This is a genomic window from Sphingobium aromaticiconvertens, assembly GCF_037154075.1.
GTDB lineage: Bacteria > Pseudomonadota > Alphaproteobacteria > Sphingomonadales > Sphingomonadaceae > Sphingobium > Sphingobium aromaticiconvertens.
Genome location: NZ_JBANRJ010000001.1, coordinates 686,674 through 701,216 on the forward strand (window position 1 = coordinate 686,674; position 14,543 = coordinate 701,216).

The 14,543-nt window shown below is 62.7% G+C and carries 14 protein-coding genes; 7 read left to right on the top strand and 7 right to left on the bottom strand.

Going from position 1 to position 14,543, the window contains the following annotated elements; genetic code table 11:
* Together WFR25_RS03475 and WFR25_RS03480 are read left to right on the top strand one after the other, a co-directional pair.
* Positions 1–1,587, top strand: coding sequence for an NHL repeat-containing protein (locus tag WFR25_RS03475; protein ID WP_336968553.1), 1,587 nt, complete (start codon positions 1–3; stop codon positions 1,585–1,587).
* 26 nt (positions 1,588–1,613) lie between these two features.
* Complete coding sequence (locus WFR25_RS03480) at positions 1,614–2,027, top strand: EthD domain-containing protein (protein WP_336968555.1); 414 nt, start codon at positions 1,614–1,616, stop codon at positions 2,025–2,027.
* Here the strand turns inward: WFR25_RS03480 and WFR25_RS03485 are convergent.
* Positions 2,024–2,512 (bottom strand): nitroreductase/quinone reductase family protein, encoded by a 489-nt coding sequence (locus tag WFR25_RS03485; protein ID WP_336968558.1) that lies wholly within the window; start codon positions 2,510–2,512, stop codon positions 2,024–2,026. The two genes, WFR25_RS03480 and WFR25_RS03485, sit on opposite strands and share 4 nt — an antisense overlap.
* Positions 2,513–2,631: 119 nt before the next feature.
* Positions 2,632–3,489 carry an IclR family transcriptional regulator gene (locus WFR25_RS03490; RefSeq protein WP_336968559.1) on the bottom strand — a complete coding sequence of 286 codons (858 nt, stop codon included), beginning with the start codon at positions 3,487–3,489 and terminating at the stop codon, positions 2,632–2,634.
* 150 nt (positions 3,490–3,639) lie between these two features.
* Between WFR25_RS03490 and WFR25_RS03495 the strand changes: the two genes are divergently transcribed.
* From WFR25_RS03495 to WFR25_RS03510, 4 genes are all read left to right on the top strand, one after another.
* Positions 3,640–5,208, top strand: a complete 1,569-nt coding sequence (locus tag WFR25_RS03495) for an acetate--CoA ligase (RefSeq protein WP_336968560.1) — start codon at positions 3,640–3,642, stop codon at positions 5,206–5,208.
* Between the two features lie 35 nt (positions 5,209–5,243).
* The gene (locus WFR25_RS03500) at positions 5,244–6,395 is read left to right on the top strand and encodes an FAS1-like dehydratase domain-containing protein (protein ID WP_336968562.1); all 1,152 of its coding nucleotides are present in this window, start codon (positions 5,244–5,246) and stop codon (positions 6,393–6,395) included.
* 81 nt (positions 6,396–6,476) lie between these two features.
* The gene (locus WFR25_RS03505; RefSeq protein ID WP_336968564.1) at positions 6,477–7,691 is read left to right on the top strand and encodes a CaiB/BaiF CoA transferase family protein; all 1,215 of its coding nucleotides are present in this window, start codon (positions 6,477–6,479) and stop codon (positions 7,689–7,691) included.
* A gap of 97 nt (positions 7,692–7,788) precedes the next feature.
* Entirely contained in the window at positions 7,789–8,712 is a 924-nt protein-coding gene (locus WFR25_RS03510; RefSeq protein ID WP_336968566.1) for an SDR family NAD(P)-dependent oxidoreductase, read from the top strand.
* Here WFR25_RS03510 and WFR25_RS03515 read toward each other — a convergent pair.
* From WFR25_RS03515 to WFR25_RS03535, 5 genes are read right to left on the bottom strand one after another with little or no spacing between them, the layout of a single operon-like run.
* On the bottom strand, positions 8,709–9,116 hold the full coding sequence (locus tag WFR25_RS03515) for a nuclear transport factor 2 family protein (RefSeq protein ID WP_336968568.1): 408 nt from the start codon (positions 9,114–9,116) through the stop codon (positions 8,709–8,711). The two genes, WFR25_RS03510 and WFR25_RS03515, sit on opposite strands and share 4 nt — an antisense overlap.
* A gap of 4 nt (positions 9,117–9,120) precedes the next feature.
* Positions 9,121–10,284, bottom strand: a complete 1,164-nt coding sequence (locus WFR25_RS03520; protein WP_336968571.1) for a sulfotransferase family protein — start codon at positions 10,282–10,284, stop codon at positions 9,121–9,123.
* Positions 10,285–10,319: 35 nt separating this feature from the next.
* The gene (locus WFR25_RS03525) at positions 10,320–11,576 is read right to left on the bottom strand and encodes an MBL fold metallo-hydrolase (protein WP_336968573.1); all 1,257 of its coding nucleotides are present in this window, start codon (positions 11,574–11,576) and stop codon (positions 10,320–10,322) included.
* Positions 11,573–12,586 carry a zinc-dependent alcohol dehydrogenase gene (locus WFR25_RS03530; protein ID WP_336968575.1) on the bottom strand — a complete coding sequence of 338 codons (1,014 nt, stop codon included), beginning with the start codon at positions 12,584–12,586 and terminating at the stop codon, positions 11,573–11,575. The genes WFR25_RS03525 and WFR25_RS03530 overlap by 4 nt, the downstream gene beginning before the upstream one ends.
* A 21-nt stretch (positions 12,587–12,607) precedes the next feature.
* Positions 12,608–13,432 carry an SDR family NAD(P)-dependent oxidoreductase gene (locus WFR25_RS03535; protein ID WP_336974645.1) on the bottom strand — a complete coding sequence of 275 codons (825 nt, stop codon included), beginning with the start codon at positions 13,430–13,432 and terminating at the stop codon, positions 12,608–12,610.
* A 140-nt stretch (positions 13,433–13,572) separates the two neighbouring features.
* Between WFR25_RS03535 and WFR25_RS03540 the strand changes: the two genes are divergently transcribed.
* The gene (locus tag WFR25_RS03540) at positions 13,573–14,442 is read left to right on the top strand and encodes a helix-turn-helix transcriptional regulator (RefSeq protein WP_336974646.1); all 870 of its coding nucleotides are present in this window, start codon (positions 13,573–13,575) and stop codon (positions 14,440–14,442) included.
* Positions 14,443–14,543: the final 101 nt, after the last annotated feature.

The window sequence follows — 14,543 nt, forward strand, 5'->3', positions numbered from 1 at the left end:
ATGGCGAGCCGCTTTGTCACAGCGCCTGCCTCGATTGCTGATGGTTGGGTGCTGGAGAGGCTGACGCCGCCCAGCCGCCTGTACGGGGCCAATGGTCTTGCGACCGGACCTGATGGACGGCTTTATGTCGCGCAGGTCGGCGGCAGTCAGGTCAGCGCGATCGACGTTGATAGCGGCGTGATCGAAACGATCAGCGCGATGGGCGGCGACATCGTCGCGCCCGACGATCTGGTCTTCGATGAGCAAGGCAATCTATATCTGACAGAGATTACCGAGGGTCGGGTCTGCATGCGGACGCCCGATGGCGATGTGCGGGTGGTGCAGGGCGACATGCCGGTCGCCAATCCAATCACCTGGCATCAGGGGCGGCTGATCGCGGGCGAATGCCGGGTCGGCGCGCGGATCATGGAACTGGATCGCGACGGCGGTGCGCCGCGCGTGATTCTGGACAATGTACCGATGGCCAACGCCTTTCAGGTCGGGCCGGACGGCAAGCTCTATTTCCCGGTCATGGGCGCCAACGAGATTTGGCGCGTCGACCTTGCGGGTGGAGCGCCGGAAGTCGTCGCGGGCGATCTGGGCGTACCCGATTCGGTCAAGTTCGACAGCAAGGGTCGGATCGTCACCACGCAGGCTGCGAGCGGTCAGGTGCTACAGCTGGATCTGGTCAGCGGCACGCGGGAAGTGTTGGCCGATCTTGGCCCCGGCCTCGATAATGTCTCCTTCATTGGTGACAGGATTTTCGTATCGAGCATCCCCGGCGAGATCACGGAGCTATTGGGCGACGGCAAGGTTCGTCCGGTGGTTCCCCGCGGGCTGCAATGGCCGCTGGGACTGGCGGTGGATGCGGAGGGTGCGGTCTTCGTTGCTGACGGCACCTTTGGATATACGCTTCAGCCGGGCGGATCGCTCGCGCTGGCGGGCATGATCTTCTACCCCGGATGCCCCGGTTATATGCGCGGCGTCGTTGCAGGTTCGCAGCCGGGCGAGTGGATCGTCACGACCGGGATGGGCGGAGTGGCCCGCTATCGCCCGGTCGCTGGGACAAGCGAATTTCTCGGCAATGGCTATGACCAGTTGATGGGCGTGGATATTGCGCCCGGCGGCGCGGTGATTTTTGCCGACTATGGCACGGGACGGATACTTTCCGCTGAAAATGGCGCGGTCGTTGAACTGGCGACGGGTCTGGACAAGCCGATGGGGGTCGCCATCGCAGCCGATGGCATCTGCTATGTGGCGGAGGCAGGCGCGGGGCGCGTGGTGAAGCTGCTGGGTGGCAAGGCCGAGGCGGTGCTGGAAGGGCTTGGTCGGCCCGAGGGGCTGGCCATTACGGGTGGACGATTGGTGACGGTCGATACCGCGACAAAAACGCTGTTGGCCTGTGATCTGTCAGGCCGTGGGCGTGAGGTTCTGGCTAGCGGCCTGCCGGTCGGTGCGCCGGTGGGGGTTCGTCCGAAATTCCTTGGCCCGATTGGCGATATGGCCGGGCCGATGATCAATTTCAGTGCCGTGGCCGCCGGGACGGACGGGACGCTCTATGTCTCGGGCGATGCTGAAGGGAGCGTGCTCGCCATCCGGGCGGTGTGACGCAATCTGGAGAGGGAGTTGGTCATTTGATCAAGCAAATCGTGTTCCTCAAGAAGCGGGATGATATGTCCATGGAGGATTTCATGGACTATTATGAGAATCAGCATTCGCGACTGTCAAAGAAGATGGGCGCCAAGCCTGCGCTCCCCAATGCACAGCGTTATGTACGGCGTTATCTGGCGCCGGAGGCCAATCCGTTGACCGGTGCGGTGATCCATCCGGGCTATGATTGCATCATGGAGATATGGTGGAACAGCCGCGCCGATTTCGAGGCGGCAATGAAGGGACTGTCCGATCCTGCAATGCTGGAGCACCGGATGGCGGATGAGCGCAAATTATTCGCATCCAACAACAATCCGGTATGCACGGCAGTCGAACATGATTCGCCGGTGGGACCGGAAAATCGAATCCCCCGCTGCGAGCCTGTGTTCGAGGATTAGGCGGTGAAGGGGGCCACCGGCTCCACGGGAGACAGCAATATCAGCGGGATCAACCGATCGGTCGATGCCTGATATTGGGTGTAAGGCGGGAAGACCCCTTCCATGAACGGCCAGATGCGTGCGCGCTCTTCGTCCGTCGGTTCGCGCCAGCTTGCGCGGAAGGCCTGGGTCGCGATCTGGAAATGGAGTTCCGGCGTTTCCCGCACATTGAGATACCAAGCGGGATGATGGTCAGCGCCGCCCTTGGACGCGACGATCACGACCTCTCCGCCGATGTCGCCATAGATGAGCGGGGTAATGATCGTCCGGCCGCTCTTGCGTCCGATATATTTGAGCAGCAGCGTGGTGGTGAAAGGATGCCCGCCAATGTCACTGACGTCGACGATATGTCCTTCGGCGCCGCCGGAATCCAGATACATGCCCAGATGGTCGGTTTTCCAGTCGCGCCGCTGGCCCGCGATTGTCGCGCTGCTCTCATCGCTCATGCCGTCTCTCCATGGTTGCATATCGTAAATGCGCTCTTGCGCGGTTGGTGCCGATCCTTCCCCATTCCGGTTCCAAAGTCCATGCGGCGGGACGTCGGCCGGGGGAGTGTCAGGGGGCATCAGCGGGGCTGACCCCCCGTGGCGTCGCCACATAGCTGGACGCTGAGCGAGCGGGTCGCGGTGAGCAGTGCATCCTCCAGATCGGCAAGACCGCTGCGCTTGAGTGCGCCGCCGATGCCGATCGCGACGAGCGCATGAACAGGACGGCCCGGCGCCTTCCATACCGGTGCTGAAACGACCGTAACCCCCGAAATATATTGACCTTCATCGACCGCAAAGCCCTGCGCGCGGGTTTCGTTGACCTGTTCGCGCCATTGCGCATAGTTGGGCGGATCATCCCAGCGCAGAGTATGAAAGCGGGCCTCCAGTTCTGCTTCCGGATAATCGCCAAAGGCGGCGATGCAGCGGCCGGTGGCGCTGATGAGTGCGGGGAAGCGGCTGCCGACCTGGGTACTCAATTGGAAATTGCGGCCCGATTGCGAAATCGCCACCACGATCATGTGATCGAGGCCGACGGCCTGAACCCCCAGCATGGTAACGCCATGGGTCTGGGCGAGCCGATCCAGCAGGGGCTGGGCCAGGTCGTTGAACGGATCGCGCTGCAACCAGTGGCGCGCTAGGGTCAGCACGCCCGCCTGCAACGCATAGCGTTTGGTATCGGAATCGAAGGCGACCAGTTCCTCCTCCGTCAGTGCGCGCAGGACGTAGAGGCAGGTGCTGGGCACAAGGCCCAGTTCCTTGGCGATTGCCTGCACGCCGAGCGGTCGGTCGCTCTTGCCCAGCAAGCGCAGGATCGCAGCCGCGCGGGCGATGGCGGGGGCTTTGCTGTCCTTGACCGCCTTCGCGACTTTTCTGACGGTAGATGGGCGGACGGTTGAGGGCGCGCGCGCCGGGCGGGTGGGGAGGGTGTCGCTCATACCCGACTTGTATCGCAGTGCCGATGGCCTTGTCATTCAAAATATCGAACATCATTCACCATTTACAACAAATGAGTCGGTGTGACATCAGCGGATCATCGTGGTGGCATGGTCTTTCGGCTGTTCTCCATATTGAATGGATTGGGAATCATGGCCAAGCTGACCGACTATCAGAGCTATGCCGATGCACAGGCGCATGCCGGTTCGGAGGCCTTGTGGGCGCTGTTCGATGGCGACCGCGGCGTCCTGAACATCGCGCATGAATGCATCACGCGTCATGCGGATGGATCGGGCCGCCCGGCAGTCCGCATCGCCCATGCCGATGGTCGCGACGAGCTGTTGAGCTTTGACAGGATCTCTGCGGGCGCGGCGCGCTTCGCCCATTGGCTGGATGCCGAGGGTGTTCAGCCGGGTGAACGCATCGCCTTCATGCTGGAGCCGTCGCTGCCCTTCTATGTCTGCCTGTTCGGGGCGATGCAGACCGGCGCGATCAGCGTGCCGCTGTTCACCCTGTTCGGTCCCGATGCGCTGCGCCTGCGGGTGGATGACTGCAAGCCGACGATCCTCATCACCAACGCGGAAAAAGCTGATCTGGCCCGCAGCATGACCGGGCCGCGCGTCATCGTCGCGGACGACGGGCTGCTGGACGAGATCGAGAAATTCCCGGTCACTTATGCGCCCAAGACCAAGGCGAACGACCTCGCTGTCTTCCAATATACGTCAGGCACGACGCGCGAACTGCCGGAGGCGGTCAAGCATAGCCATCGCGCGCTGGTAACGCTGATGTTCGCCGCGCTCTACGGTACCGGCATCCGTCCGGGGGACGAGTTTTTCTGCCCGTCCTCGCCGGCCTGGGGTCATGGTCTGTGGCACGGTACGCTGGCGCCGCTGGGGCTGGGCGTGACGACCGGCACCTTTGCGGGGCGCTTCGATCCGGTTCGGCTGATGAAGGCGCTGGACGATTATGGCATCACCAATATGTCGGCGGCCGCGACCCATTATCGCATGATGAAGAATAGCGGGAAGGTGGATGATTTCCGCTTCCACTTCAAGAAGCTGTCCTACACGGGCGAGCCGATTGATCCCGCAACGCTGGATTTCATCGACGCTTATTTCAAGGTGCCTGCCTGTTCCATGTACGGCACGACCGAGATTGGCGTGGTGCTGGTCAACTATCCGGGCGCTGACGATTTCGCGGTGAAGCCGGGTTCGCTGGGCAAGGCGGTGCCGGGGCAGACGCTGCAAGTGCAGCGCCCCGATGGCACGCCGTCCGATCCCGGCGAGATTGGTGAACTGATGCTGTGGCGGCGCGACAAGTGGGAAACCACCAAGGATCGCGCGAAGATCGACGCCGACGGCTATTTCTACCATTGCGGCCGGGCGGATGACGTCATCATTTCGGCGGGCTGGACGATGAGCGCGGTCGAGATCGAGAATACGCTGCTCAAACACGGCAATGTGCTGGAATGCGCGGTCATCGGCGTGGCCGACGAGAAGCGCGGTCAGGTGGTGAAGGCCTTCGTCATCGCCAATTGCGAGGGCAGCGACGCGCTCGTCAAGGAATTGCAGGACTTCACGCGGGAAAAGCTGGCGCGGCATGAATTTCCGCGCGTCGTTGAATTTGTATCCGACCTTCCCAAAACCCCGGCGGGCAAGGTCCACCGCAAGGTTTTGCGCGACCGTGAAGCCGCCAAGGCCGCACTCGTCGCGGCCCACTAACGAACGCGCCAACGGACATTTCAGGAGAAGAAATCATGGCAACACTGGCAGAACCCACAACCAATAAATTCCCGAAGATTACCGAAGAGGGTCTGGACGATCTGCGCAAGCGCATCGGCGTCAAGATCGAGAACACGGTCGAGCCCTGGAACTATGAAGCCACGCGCGACGCGATCCGCCACTATGCCCATGGCATCGGTGACGACAATCCGCTGTGGACCGATCCTGACTATGCCGCGAAGACCAAATATGGCTCGATCGTCGCGCTGCCGAGCTTCATGTTCACGACCAGCCGCATCATTTCGGGCTATTGCGGGGGCCTGTCGGGCGTTCATGCCATGTGGGCGGGCGCTGACTGGACCTGGCACAAGCCGGTGCTGCGCAACGACACAATCCGCACCGAAGCCTATCTCAAGGATCTGGTCGAGCATCAGACCAAGTTCGCCGGTCGTTCTTTCCAGCAGATCTACCATGTCGACTTCTTCAACCAGTCGGGTGACAAGGTTGCCGAGGGCGATAGCTGGGTATTCCGCACCGACCGCGACGAGGCCCGCGAGCGCGGCACCAAATACACCGAAGCCCGTGGCCGCGTGGAGCAGTACACCGAGGAAGAGCTGGCAGAGTTCACCCGCCTGTATCAGGAAGAGGAAGTGCGCGGTTCGACCCCCCGTTATTGGGAAGACGTCAAGGAAGGCGAACAGCTTCCCCGCATGATGAAGGGGCCGATGACCGTCACCGGCTTCATCTGCTATGCACAGGGTTGGGGTGGCCTTTATATCCGCGCCAACAAGCTGGCCAACCAGATGCAGCAGGCCCATCCCGGTCTGGGTATCCGCAATCGCTTCAATGTGCCTGACTGCCCCGAGCGCGTGCATTGGGACGAGGCGTTCGCTCTCGAAGTCGGCGCGCCTGGCGCCTATGATTATGGTCCGGAGCGTTGCAGCTGGCTGACCCATCACATCACCAACTGGATTGGTGACGATGGCTTCCTGACCAAGAGCAAGTGCCAGATCCGCCGTCACAATCCCGATGGCGACGCGATCTACATCGACGGCACCGTCGTTCGCAAGTTCGAGGAAAACGGCAAGAAGTTCGTCGAAATCCGCCAGGAAGCGACGACCCATCGTGGTGAGATGTCAGCGTTCGGCACCTCGATCGCCGAACTGCCCAGCAAGGCTGGCAAGTAAAAGGGGAGGGGGCTGCGCGATGCGTAGCCCCCTTTTCCGCTTTTGCCGTCGGAGTGACGGGACGGGGCTGATGCACGACCTATGACAGACGCTCCATCCGCCCCCTGGCCCGGCCCCCTTTCGGATGTCCGCGTGCTGGATTTTACGCGTGTGCTGGCGGGACCAGCCGCGTCGCTGGCGCTGGCCGATCTGGGTGCGGAAGTCATCAAGGTGGAGCCGCCGGGGACGGGCGACGAAACCCGCACCTTCCCGCCGCTGCGCGATGGCGAGAGCCATTATTTCCTGAGCGTCAATCGCGGCAAGAAAAGCATCGTCATCGACCTCAAAACCGAGGCAGGCGTGGCGCTGGTCCGCGATCTGGCCTGCCAGTGCGACATTGTCGTCGAAAATTACCGGCCCGGCGTGATGGACCGGCTGGGCCTTGGCTATGACGCGCTGTCGGCGCTGCATCCGGGCCTGATCTATTGCGCGATTTCCGGTTTTGGCATGACCGGGCCGCTTAAGGACCGGCCGTCCTTCGACATCGTGCTTCAGGCGATGTCGGGCGCGCTCAGCGTCAATGGCGAACCGGGCGGGTTGCCCACGAAACTGGGAATACCGCTGGGCGACCTGATCGGCGGGATCAACGGGCCGATCGCGATCCTTGCGGCCCTGCACGAACGGCATGCGACCGGGCGCGGGCGGCTGATCGACATCAGCCTGATGGACGGGATGATCGGGATGCTGGGCTATCTGGCGCAACTCTCCTTCTTCACCGGCGAAGACCCCACGCCGCAAGGGTCGCAGCATCCCAATCTGGTGCCCTATGGCACGTTCCCCGCACGCGACGGGTCGATCGTGGTCGCCTGCCTCACCAACGCTTTCTGGGGTCGCATTTGTGCGGCGCTGGGGCGGCTCGAACTGACGAGCGATCCGCGGTTCGACACGATCGAAAAGCGGCGCGATCAGCGGGAGGCGGTCAATGCGCTGCTGTCCGACTTTACCCGCGCGCAGACGGTGGAAGCGTTGGCCACTCTGTTTGCTGCGCATCAGGTGCCACACGCCCCGATCCTGGGCATAAGCCAGGCGTTGGCCCAACCGCAGGCGGTGGCGCGCGAAATGGTGGTGGAAACCGATCACAAGACGCTGGGGAAAATCCCGATCGTCAATCGGCCCTTCCGCTTTGCCGATCAGGTGCAGCCGGTGCCGAGCGCGCCGCCTGTGCTGGGCGAGCATAGCGAGGCGATCCTGTCCGACCTGCTGGGCCTGGACGCCGCCGCCATCGCGAAGCTGCGCGCCGACAAGATCGTCGCCTGAGACGTCGCCCACGCGATACTGCGGGAGCGGGGATAGGGAATGGGCGCAAGCGGCGCTACATCCTGTGCGTAATCAGAACAGGCAAGAGGAGCACGCAATGGCGGAGTGGCGGTTTGACGATCGCGTGGCGGTGATCACCGGCGCGGGACGCGGGCTGGGGCGGGCCTATGCGCTGCTGCTGGCGTCACGCGGCGCGAAGGTAGTCGTCAACGATCCAGGTGTTGGCATGGGTGGCGAAGGCATTGATGCAGGTCCTGCCGAAGACGTGGTGCGCGAGATTCGCGATGCGGGCGGGCAGGCGGTCGCCTCCACCGCATCGGTCGCCACGGCCCAGGGGGGGCAGGCGATCATTGATGCGGCGCTCGACACGTTCGGGCGGATCGACATTCTCATCCACAATGCCGGGATCGTGCGGCGTGGGTCGCTCAGCGAACTCAGCTATGCGGATTTCGAGACGGTGCTGGACGTGCATCTGCGCGGCGCCTTCCATGTCGTGCGCCCGGCCTTCCCGCATATGTGCGCGGCAGGCTATGGGCGCATCGTCCTTACCGGCTCCATCAACGGCCTCTACGGCAATGAGAATGTGGTGAATTACAGCGTCGCCAAGGCCGGGATGATCGGCCTGTCCAACGTCGCCGCGATCGAGGGGGCGGCGCATGGGGTGAAGAGCAACCTGATCCTGCCCGGCGCGGTGACGCGCATGGCCGAGGGACTCGACACCAGCGCCTATCCGCCGATGGACCCCGAGCTGGTGGCCCCTGCCGTCGGCTGGCTGGCGCATGAGAATTGCTCGATCAGTGGGGAGATGCTGATCTCCATGGCCGGTCGGGTTGCGCGCGCCTATGTCGCCGAAACGCAGGGCGTTTTTCGTCCGTCCTGGACCATCGAGCAGATGGACGAGCAGATGGCGGCGATCCGCGACACCGATGACGCGCTGCTCTTCCCGCCCGCGCCGACCGGCCATATCGACCATCTGCGCCACAGTTTCGCGATGGCGAGCAAAGGGCTTGGTAAAGTTTAGGGGCCTTTGCGGGCCATGGCCGCCTGGATCAGCGGGCGGATTTTTTCCTGCACGGGCGTGGGATCGAAATGCTCCGCGACCGACGCGATGCGCCCGTCGCGCAGGCGCAGGATGAAGACATAACGATTCGCGAACGGCTCGCCATTGACGAGTGTGCCGTGGGAGCGGACCTCCGCCGCGACCCGGTCGTCCTGCGCCGTCAGTGACTCCACCGTGAAGCTGAGGCCGCCGTCGAATAGTGTGCCAAGCATGGCGACGCCGCGCTGATACGATGTCTTTTCGGACGCCACGCCTGACGAAGTAGTCCAGGCAGTCATGTCCGGCGTCAGCAACGTATCGGGCAAATCAGCGGCTGACAGGGCGGCAAAAAAGCTTCGTGCGATCGTGTGGGCGTCCTGTGTCATGGGGTCACGCCTTGCATGGGATGGAGAAACGGTCGGTATAGTCGCGGAAATGCGCGTGGACCTGTTTACGGTTCAGACCGTAATCCTCAAGGCTATAGCTGTGCTTGCCATGCTTGCCCTGCGGGTTGTCGTCAAGGAACGCCTGCATCGATGCCTGGGTTTGCGCGGTGAAGGGTTCGTCGAAGCGGGCGTAAAGCCGCCGCATTTCCCCGATCGGATCGCGTAGCTGATCGGCATATTGTATGTCGTGGATCGAATCCTGCCCATGTTTCTCGCGATAGGCGGCCATGCGCGCGATCATCAGGTCAAAGGTCTGAAGGAGCGACTGGCCGATCTCCACTGGATCGACGTCGGCGCTGAACATCTTGCGGACATTATGGACAAGGCTGCACGCGGACCCCACGACATCGGCAGGATCGCGATGGGTCATGACCAGCTGGGCATCGGGATAGACGGTCCTCAGGTCATCCAGATAGAGCGGATGCCACGGATTTTTGAGCGTCCAGCGCCCGTCATTTTCGGCCTGAAGCAGTTGCAGCAGACGTTTGTGATAGCGGAAGGCGGGCAGGTAGCTCGTCTCGAAAAACCACTTCCGATAGCTGGGAATATGCAGCACCGAATCATAATATTGGGCGCAGAAGGACGGGGACATCGCAAACTGGCATTCGGTCGGGCTGTCGGCGTCCTCATGATGGATTGCCGAAATATGCGGCGCATATTTAAGCGACATGTTAAGCCGCTCCTGCTCGGCCACATAGCGCGGATCGCTACGCAGCGTTCCGGCTGCGGCGGGCGGCGCGGAGGCAAAGGCTTCCCAGCGGAGCAGGCTGCGGCGGGTCGGATCCGCGTTCAGCAGGTTTATGGTCAGCGTCGTGCCGGTGCGCGGCAGGCCGAAGACGAACATCGGTTTTTCGATTGGTCGCTCCAGCAATTCGGGATGGCGGGCAAGCCAATCCTCAACCTGTAGCCGGTTGGCGAGGGTCGCGGTGATCATCTGCGCCCAGCGGTCCTGCGCCGCCTCGGTCAGTTTTGCTTCATGATTGATGCTGTCGACCAGTATCTGCAGTCCCTCAAGGATGTTCTCGTCACCCACGCTGGAAAGCCCGGTCTGAGCGCGGGCGGCGGTGAGCAGGGCGTCGGCGTCAAGCCTGGCCAATGTGGTTGTCATGATCCTCTTTCCTTATTTCTTATGCTCTTGCAGCATCAGGCTGCTGACAGCCGCTTTTCGGCGTCGGCGATTTCAGCCTTCAGCCACATGGTTTCGGACAGATTGGTGCCGCCGCTCAGCGCCAGCAGATGTTCGTGCGCGGCCTTGCGGACCGTCAACGACGCGGCGTGGGCTGGGGCGGCATCAAGCGCGATGTCAGTGAGGTGGATGGCTTCGAGCGCGCGTCCTGCCTCGACATGGGTCTTGGCCCGTGTGGCGAGGGCGTCCGCGCCCCCCGCCAGTTCGGCAAGGTCGCCATTCACCGCCGAACGCGGCACGCCGTAAAGCGCGGTGGTGCCGTCCTCATAATGGAACCAGCCCGCATTCTCCTCCCAGATGGCGCGAACCACCCAGGACGTCTTGCCGTGAAATTCGCCGATCCTGAGGGGGTCGGGCAGGGCGATTTCGCGCATCAATTGCTGCACGCTTTTGCCTTCATTCATGCCCGCGATCGTCTCGTGCTCAATATAGGAGACGGCGGCGTGCATGGCGTGGAGATCAGCGCGGATTGTCTCGGCCCCCCGGATCGGTTCGCCATGGCCGGTAATGACAAGGTCCGGTGACAGCGCGCGGATCTGTTCGACCGACTGGAGATAGGCGCGCACCAGCCGGGGCCGATCGCCGCGCATCGTCACCAGATTGGGCATGGCGCGCCACACCGGGCCGAACAGGTTGCCGGTAAAGACGATGCGGTCCTGCGGCATCCAGACGAAGACCGAGCAGAGCGCTTCGCCGCCGGGGGTTTTGACCACCTCGAACTGGCGGCCACCCTGTTCGAAGGCGTAAGTTTGCGACACTTCGATGTCGGGTTTGATAACCGGCGGCTTCGGCGGTGGGCCGTCGCGCCGGGTCATCGACGCCCAGAGCTTGCCTGAGCGGCGGCCGAGAAAGGGCGCGAGCCGGTCGAAAAAATTGGCGGTGTCGGTAAAGCCAGCGCCGGTGATGATCTGCGTCCCCGGCTCCTGCTGATCGGGCAGCGCGCCATAATGGTCGGCGTGGCTTTGGGTGACGATGATATGTTTGAGCGGCCCGGTGCGCTGCGGGGCGAACAGCCCCTTGTTGCGCGCGCCATTCCCCAGGAAGCCGGTGTTGACCAGCAGGTCGCCGTCGGCGGTCGTTACCAGATAGGCGTTGGAAATATCCTTCACCATGAAGATGCCGTCGGCGATCTTTTCGGCGCTGGTCTGGCCTTCGCCGGCCATGACGAGAGCGCCCAGCGGTGTTTGGGCTGGGGTTTGGGGTTTCTCGCTCATAGGGCAGCTCCCTCAAATTCGATCATGACCTTGGCCGATTGCGGCTTTGCGGCGATATCCAGCCCTTCGATCACCCGGTCGAAGGGCAGTTTGTGGCTGATGAGCGCCGCGATCTTGTCCTTCAGGCGCGGCATGGCGGCGATCACGTCGGGCATTTCGGTCGGATAACCAACCGCCGTGGTGATGGTCATTTCCGTGGTCAGCATCGGTCCGGCGGGCAGTTCGATGGGCTTCATATAGGCGGCGGTGATGACGTGGCGGGCGTGTGTTTTGGCCAGCGTCACGACGTCGCGCAGGATGGAGGGCGCGCCCGCCGCGTCGATAAAGGCGTCGGTTTGCGATTTCTCCCGTCCGAAGACCGTGACTGTACCGTGGATTTCCTTGATCCGCGCGATCGTATCTTCCTGCGCCGGGTTGACCGTGTGGGCGCCCAATGCGCGGGCGCGCTCCAGTCGTTCCTCTGCCAGATCGAGCGCGATCACGTCCTTGCAGCCGCGATCAATGGCCCACAGGATCATGCCAAGGCCGATCGGGCCACAGCCGAAGATGACGACCCGGTCGCCTGCTTTCGCCTGCGCCCGGTTGACGCCGTGCATCGCCACCGACAGCGGTTCGCACATCGCCGCGACGTCATAAGGGATGCCTGCGGGTATTGGCAGCAAGCTGTCACCCAGACGCGCGTCGCGGACCAGCAGTTCCTCGGTAAAGGCGCCTTCCGGGCCGCCGCTGCCGATATAGCTGGGGGTCATCATCGGGTTGATGATGACGCTCTGGCCGACACTGACACCTGCGACATCGCTGCCGACGATCAGGATTTCGCCCGCGCCCTCATGGCCCAACGCCGTCAGCTTGCCGGGGCCGGGGATGCCGCCATTCTTGATATAGGACAGGTCGCTGCCGCAGATGCCGCAGGCCTTCATCTTGACGACCACGTCCTTCGGGCCGGGTTCCGGTCGTTCATAGGGGTCGAGCCGAACGTCGTTCACGTCATGGATGTTGAGAAGGCGCATGGGTTCAAGTCCTTCCGGTCATCAAAAAGCGTAGGGCGGATAGATCAGGCTGCCGCCGTCGATGACGATCGTGTCCCCCGAATGATATTGCGAGGCGTCGCTGCACAGATAGGCACCGATGCCCTCAAAATCCTCAATCTTGCCGGGCCGATGTATGGGCGTCTTGGCCGAGAAATGGGCGTCGACCGCAGCCATGCGTACCTTCATTTCCTCGCTCATATCATCCTGGCCGCCGCCGATGCCGGTCTTGATATAGCCGGGCGCGATTGAATTGGCGCGGATCTCGAACTTGCCCAGTTCCGCCGCCATGCCGCGCATGACCGCGCCCATGCCGCCCTTGGACGCGGCATAATTGTTGATCCCCGATATGCCGTGGAACATCGACAGGCTGCCGCAATAGACGAGGCTGCCGCCCGGTTCGCCCCCCTCTGCGCGGGCGACCATCGCCTTTGCACCTTCGCGCAGGGTGAAGAAGGCGCCGTGGAGGTTGACGGCCAGCAGGTCATGCCATTCCTGCGCGTCCAGTGTCAGGACCGACCGGCTTTTCGATGCGCGGCCCGAATTGGCGAAGACGCAATCGAGGCGACCGAAATCGGCCAGCAGCTTGGCGTAGCCATCGACGATGGCCTCTTCCGACGACACATCGACGGCATAGGTTTCGACTCGTTTGGCGCCAGCGGCCAGAAGATCCTTTTTCGCCGCCGCATTCTTGTCCGCGTTGCGCGCCCAGATGGCGATGTCGCCGCCCATTTTCGCGACGCCGCGCGCAAAGCCCAGGCCGATGCCGCCATTGCCGCCCGTTACCAACGTAACTTTGCCCGTGCAGTCGAAAAGACCCTTTGTCATCATTCTCTCCAGTTCCGCCATCTGCCTGATGGTCGTGCCTAAGGCTTAACTGTCTGCCAGTGCGGACCGGGTCGCAATTGACGAGGCTATAGAAATCAAGCCATATTACGGCAATAAGGACACAGATGAGAGGCGTGAGCATGCCAGCGGAGAGCTATGCGGACTCGGTGTACGAGGCGGAGCTATCGGTCGGCATGGCGACGGCGCGAATCATGCGGCTGCATCTCGACAAGCCGACCAATCGCATCTTTCGCCGCGACACCCATTATTGGCTGGATCTGTGCCTGACGCCCCGGCCGGAAAAGGCGCGCGGCTGTTATAGCGATCGCTGGGGACCACATCGGTTCGAGCGATTGGGCGAAATCTTCCTCGTGCCGCCGGGCGAGGCGCTGCATTTGCGGAGCGACCGGGGTGGCAATCAGGCGTCGATCATCTGCGAGATCGACGCCCTGGCGATCGACCGCTGGCTGGATGGCGGCATCGAATGGACCGATCAGCGGCTGGCGGCGGGGCTGGATATTACCCATCCCTATATGCGGTCCTGCCTGTTTCGTCTGGCGCAGGAGGTGAGCCGTCCCGGTCCCGGTAGCGAGGTGCTGGTGGAGATGATCACGGGGCAGTTGGCGATCGAGGTCGCGCGCTATTGCCAGGCGATTGCCGAAGGGCCGATCACCGGGGGCCTTGCGTCGTGGCGATTGCGGTTGATCGACGAACGGCTCCAACAACTGGGTGTAGCGCCCTCGCTGGAGGAGTTGGCGGTGCTGTGTGCGCTGTCGCCACGTCAGTTGACGCGCGGCTTTCGCGCGAGCCGGGGCTGCTCCATTGGCGACCATATCGCCCAGATGCGGATCGATCTGGCCAAGCGAATGCTGGGCAGCGAGGAGAATATCAAGGCGATCGCCTTCTCTCTGGGCTTTGCCTCCCCCTCCAGTTTTGCCTTCGCCTTTCGTCGCGCGACCGGGGCCACGCCCAGCCAGTTTCGCCAGCGGCAGTTGCATCAATTGCGTTGAAGGTGTTGTGGCCTGTTGTCGATGATCCGGCCCGATCGCTGCATATATCGCGATTGGCGGGCGGGTTGGCGCTGCTCATGATGACCGCAAAAATAGCGCCA

What these genes read in the sequence shown, in the direction of transcription:
- WFR25_RS03515 (WP_336968568.1), bottom strand. Translation starts at nt 9,116, where the DNA reads ATGACACAGGACGCCCACACGATCGCACGAAGCTTTTTTGCCGCCCTG.
- WFR25_RS03485 (WP_336968558.1), bottom strand. Translation starts at nt 2,512, where the DNA reads ATGAGCGATGAGAGCAGCGCGACAATCGCGGGCCAGCGGCGCGACTGG.
- WFR25_RS03510 (WP_336968566.1), top strand. Translation starts at nt 7,789, where the DNA reads ATGGCGGAGTGGCGGTTTGACGATCGCGTGGCGGTGATCACCGGCGCG.
- WFR25_RS03535 (WP_336974645.1), bottom strand. Translation starts at nt 13,432, where the DNA reads ATGACAAAGGGTCTTTTCGACTGCACGGGCAAAGTTACGTTGGTAACG.
- WFR25_RS03525 (WP_336968573.1), bottom strand. Translation starts at nt 11,576, where the DNA reads ATGAGCGAGAAACCCCAAACCCCAGCCCAAACACCGCTGGGCGCTCTC.
- WFR25_RS03495 (WP_336968560.1), top strand. Translation starts at nt 3,640, where the DNA reads ATGGCCAAGCTGACCGACTATCAGAGCTATGCCGATGCACAGGCGCAT.
- WFR25_RS03490 (WP_336968559.1), bottom strand. Translation starts at nt 3,489, where the DNA reads ATGAGCGACACCCTCCCCACCCGCCCGGCGCGCGCGCCCTCAACCGTC.
- WFR25_RS03500 (WP_336968562.1), top strand. Translation starts at nt 5,244, where the DNA reads ATGGCAACACTGGCAGAACCCACAACCAATAAATTCCCGAAGATTACC.
- WFR25_RS03520 (WP_336968571.1), bottom strand. Translation starts at nt 10,284, where the DNA reads ATGACAACCACATTGGCCAGGCTTGACGCCGACGCCCTGCTCACCGCC.
- WFR25_RS03530 (WP_336968575.1), bottom strand. Translation starts at nt 12,586, where the DNA reads ATGCGCCTTCTCAACATCCATGACGTGAACGACGTTCGGCTCGACCCC.
- WFR25_RS03475 (WP_336968553.1), top strand. Translation starts at nt 1, where the DNA reads ATGGCGAGCCGCTTTGTCACAGCGCCTGCCTCGATTGCTGATGGTTGG.
- WFR25_RS03505 (WP_336968564.1), top strand. Translation starts at nt 6,477, where the DNA reads ATGACAGACGCTCCATCCGCCCCCTGGCCCGGCCCCCTTTCGGATGTC.
- WFR25_RS03540 (WP_336974646.1), top strand. Translation starts at nt 13,573, where the DNA reads ATGCCAGCGGAGAGCTATGCGGACTCGGTGTACGAGGCGGAGCTATCG.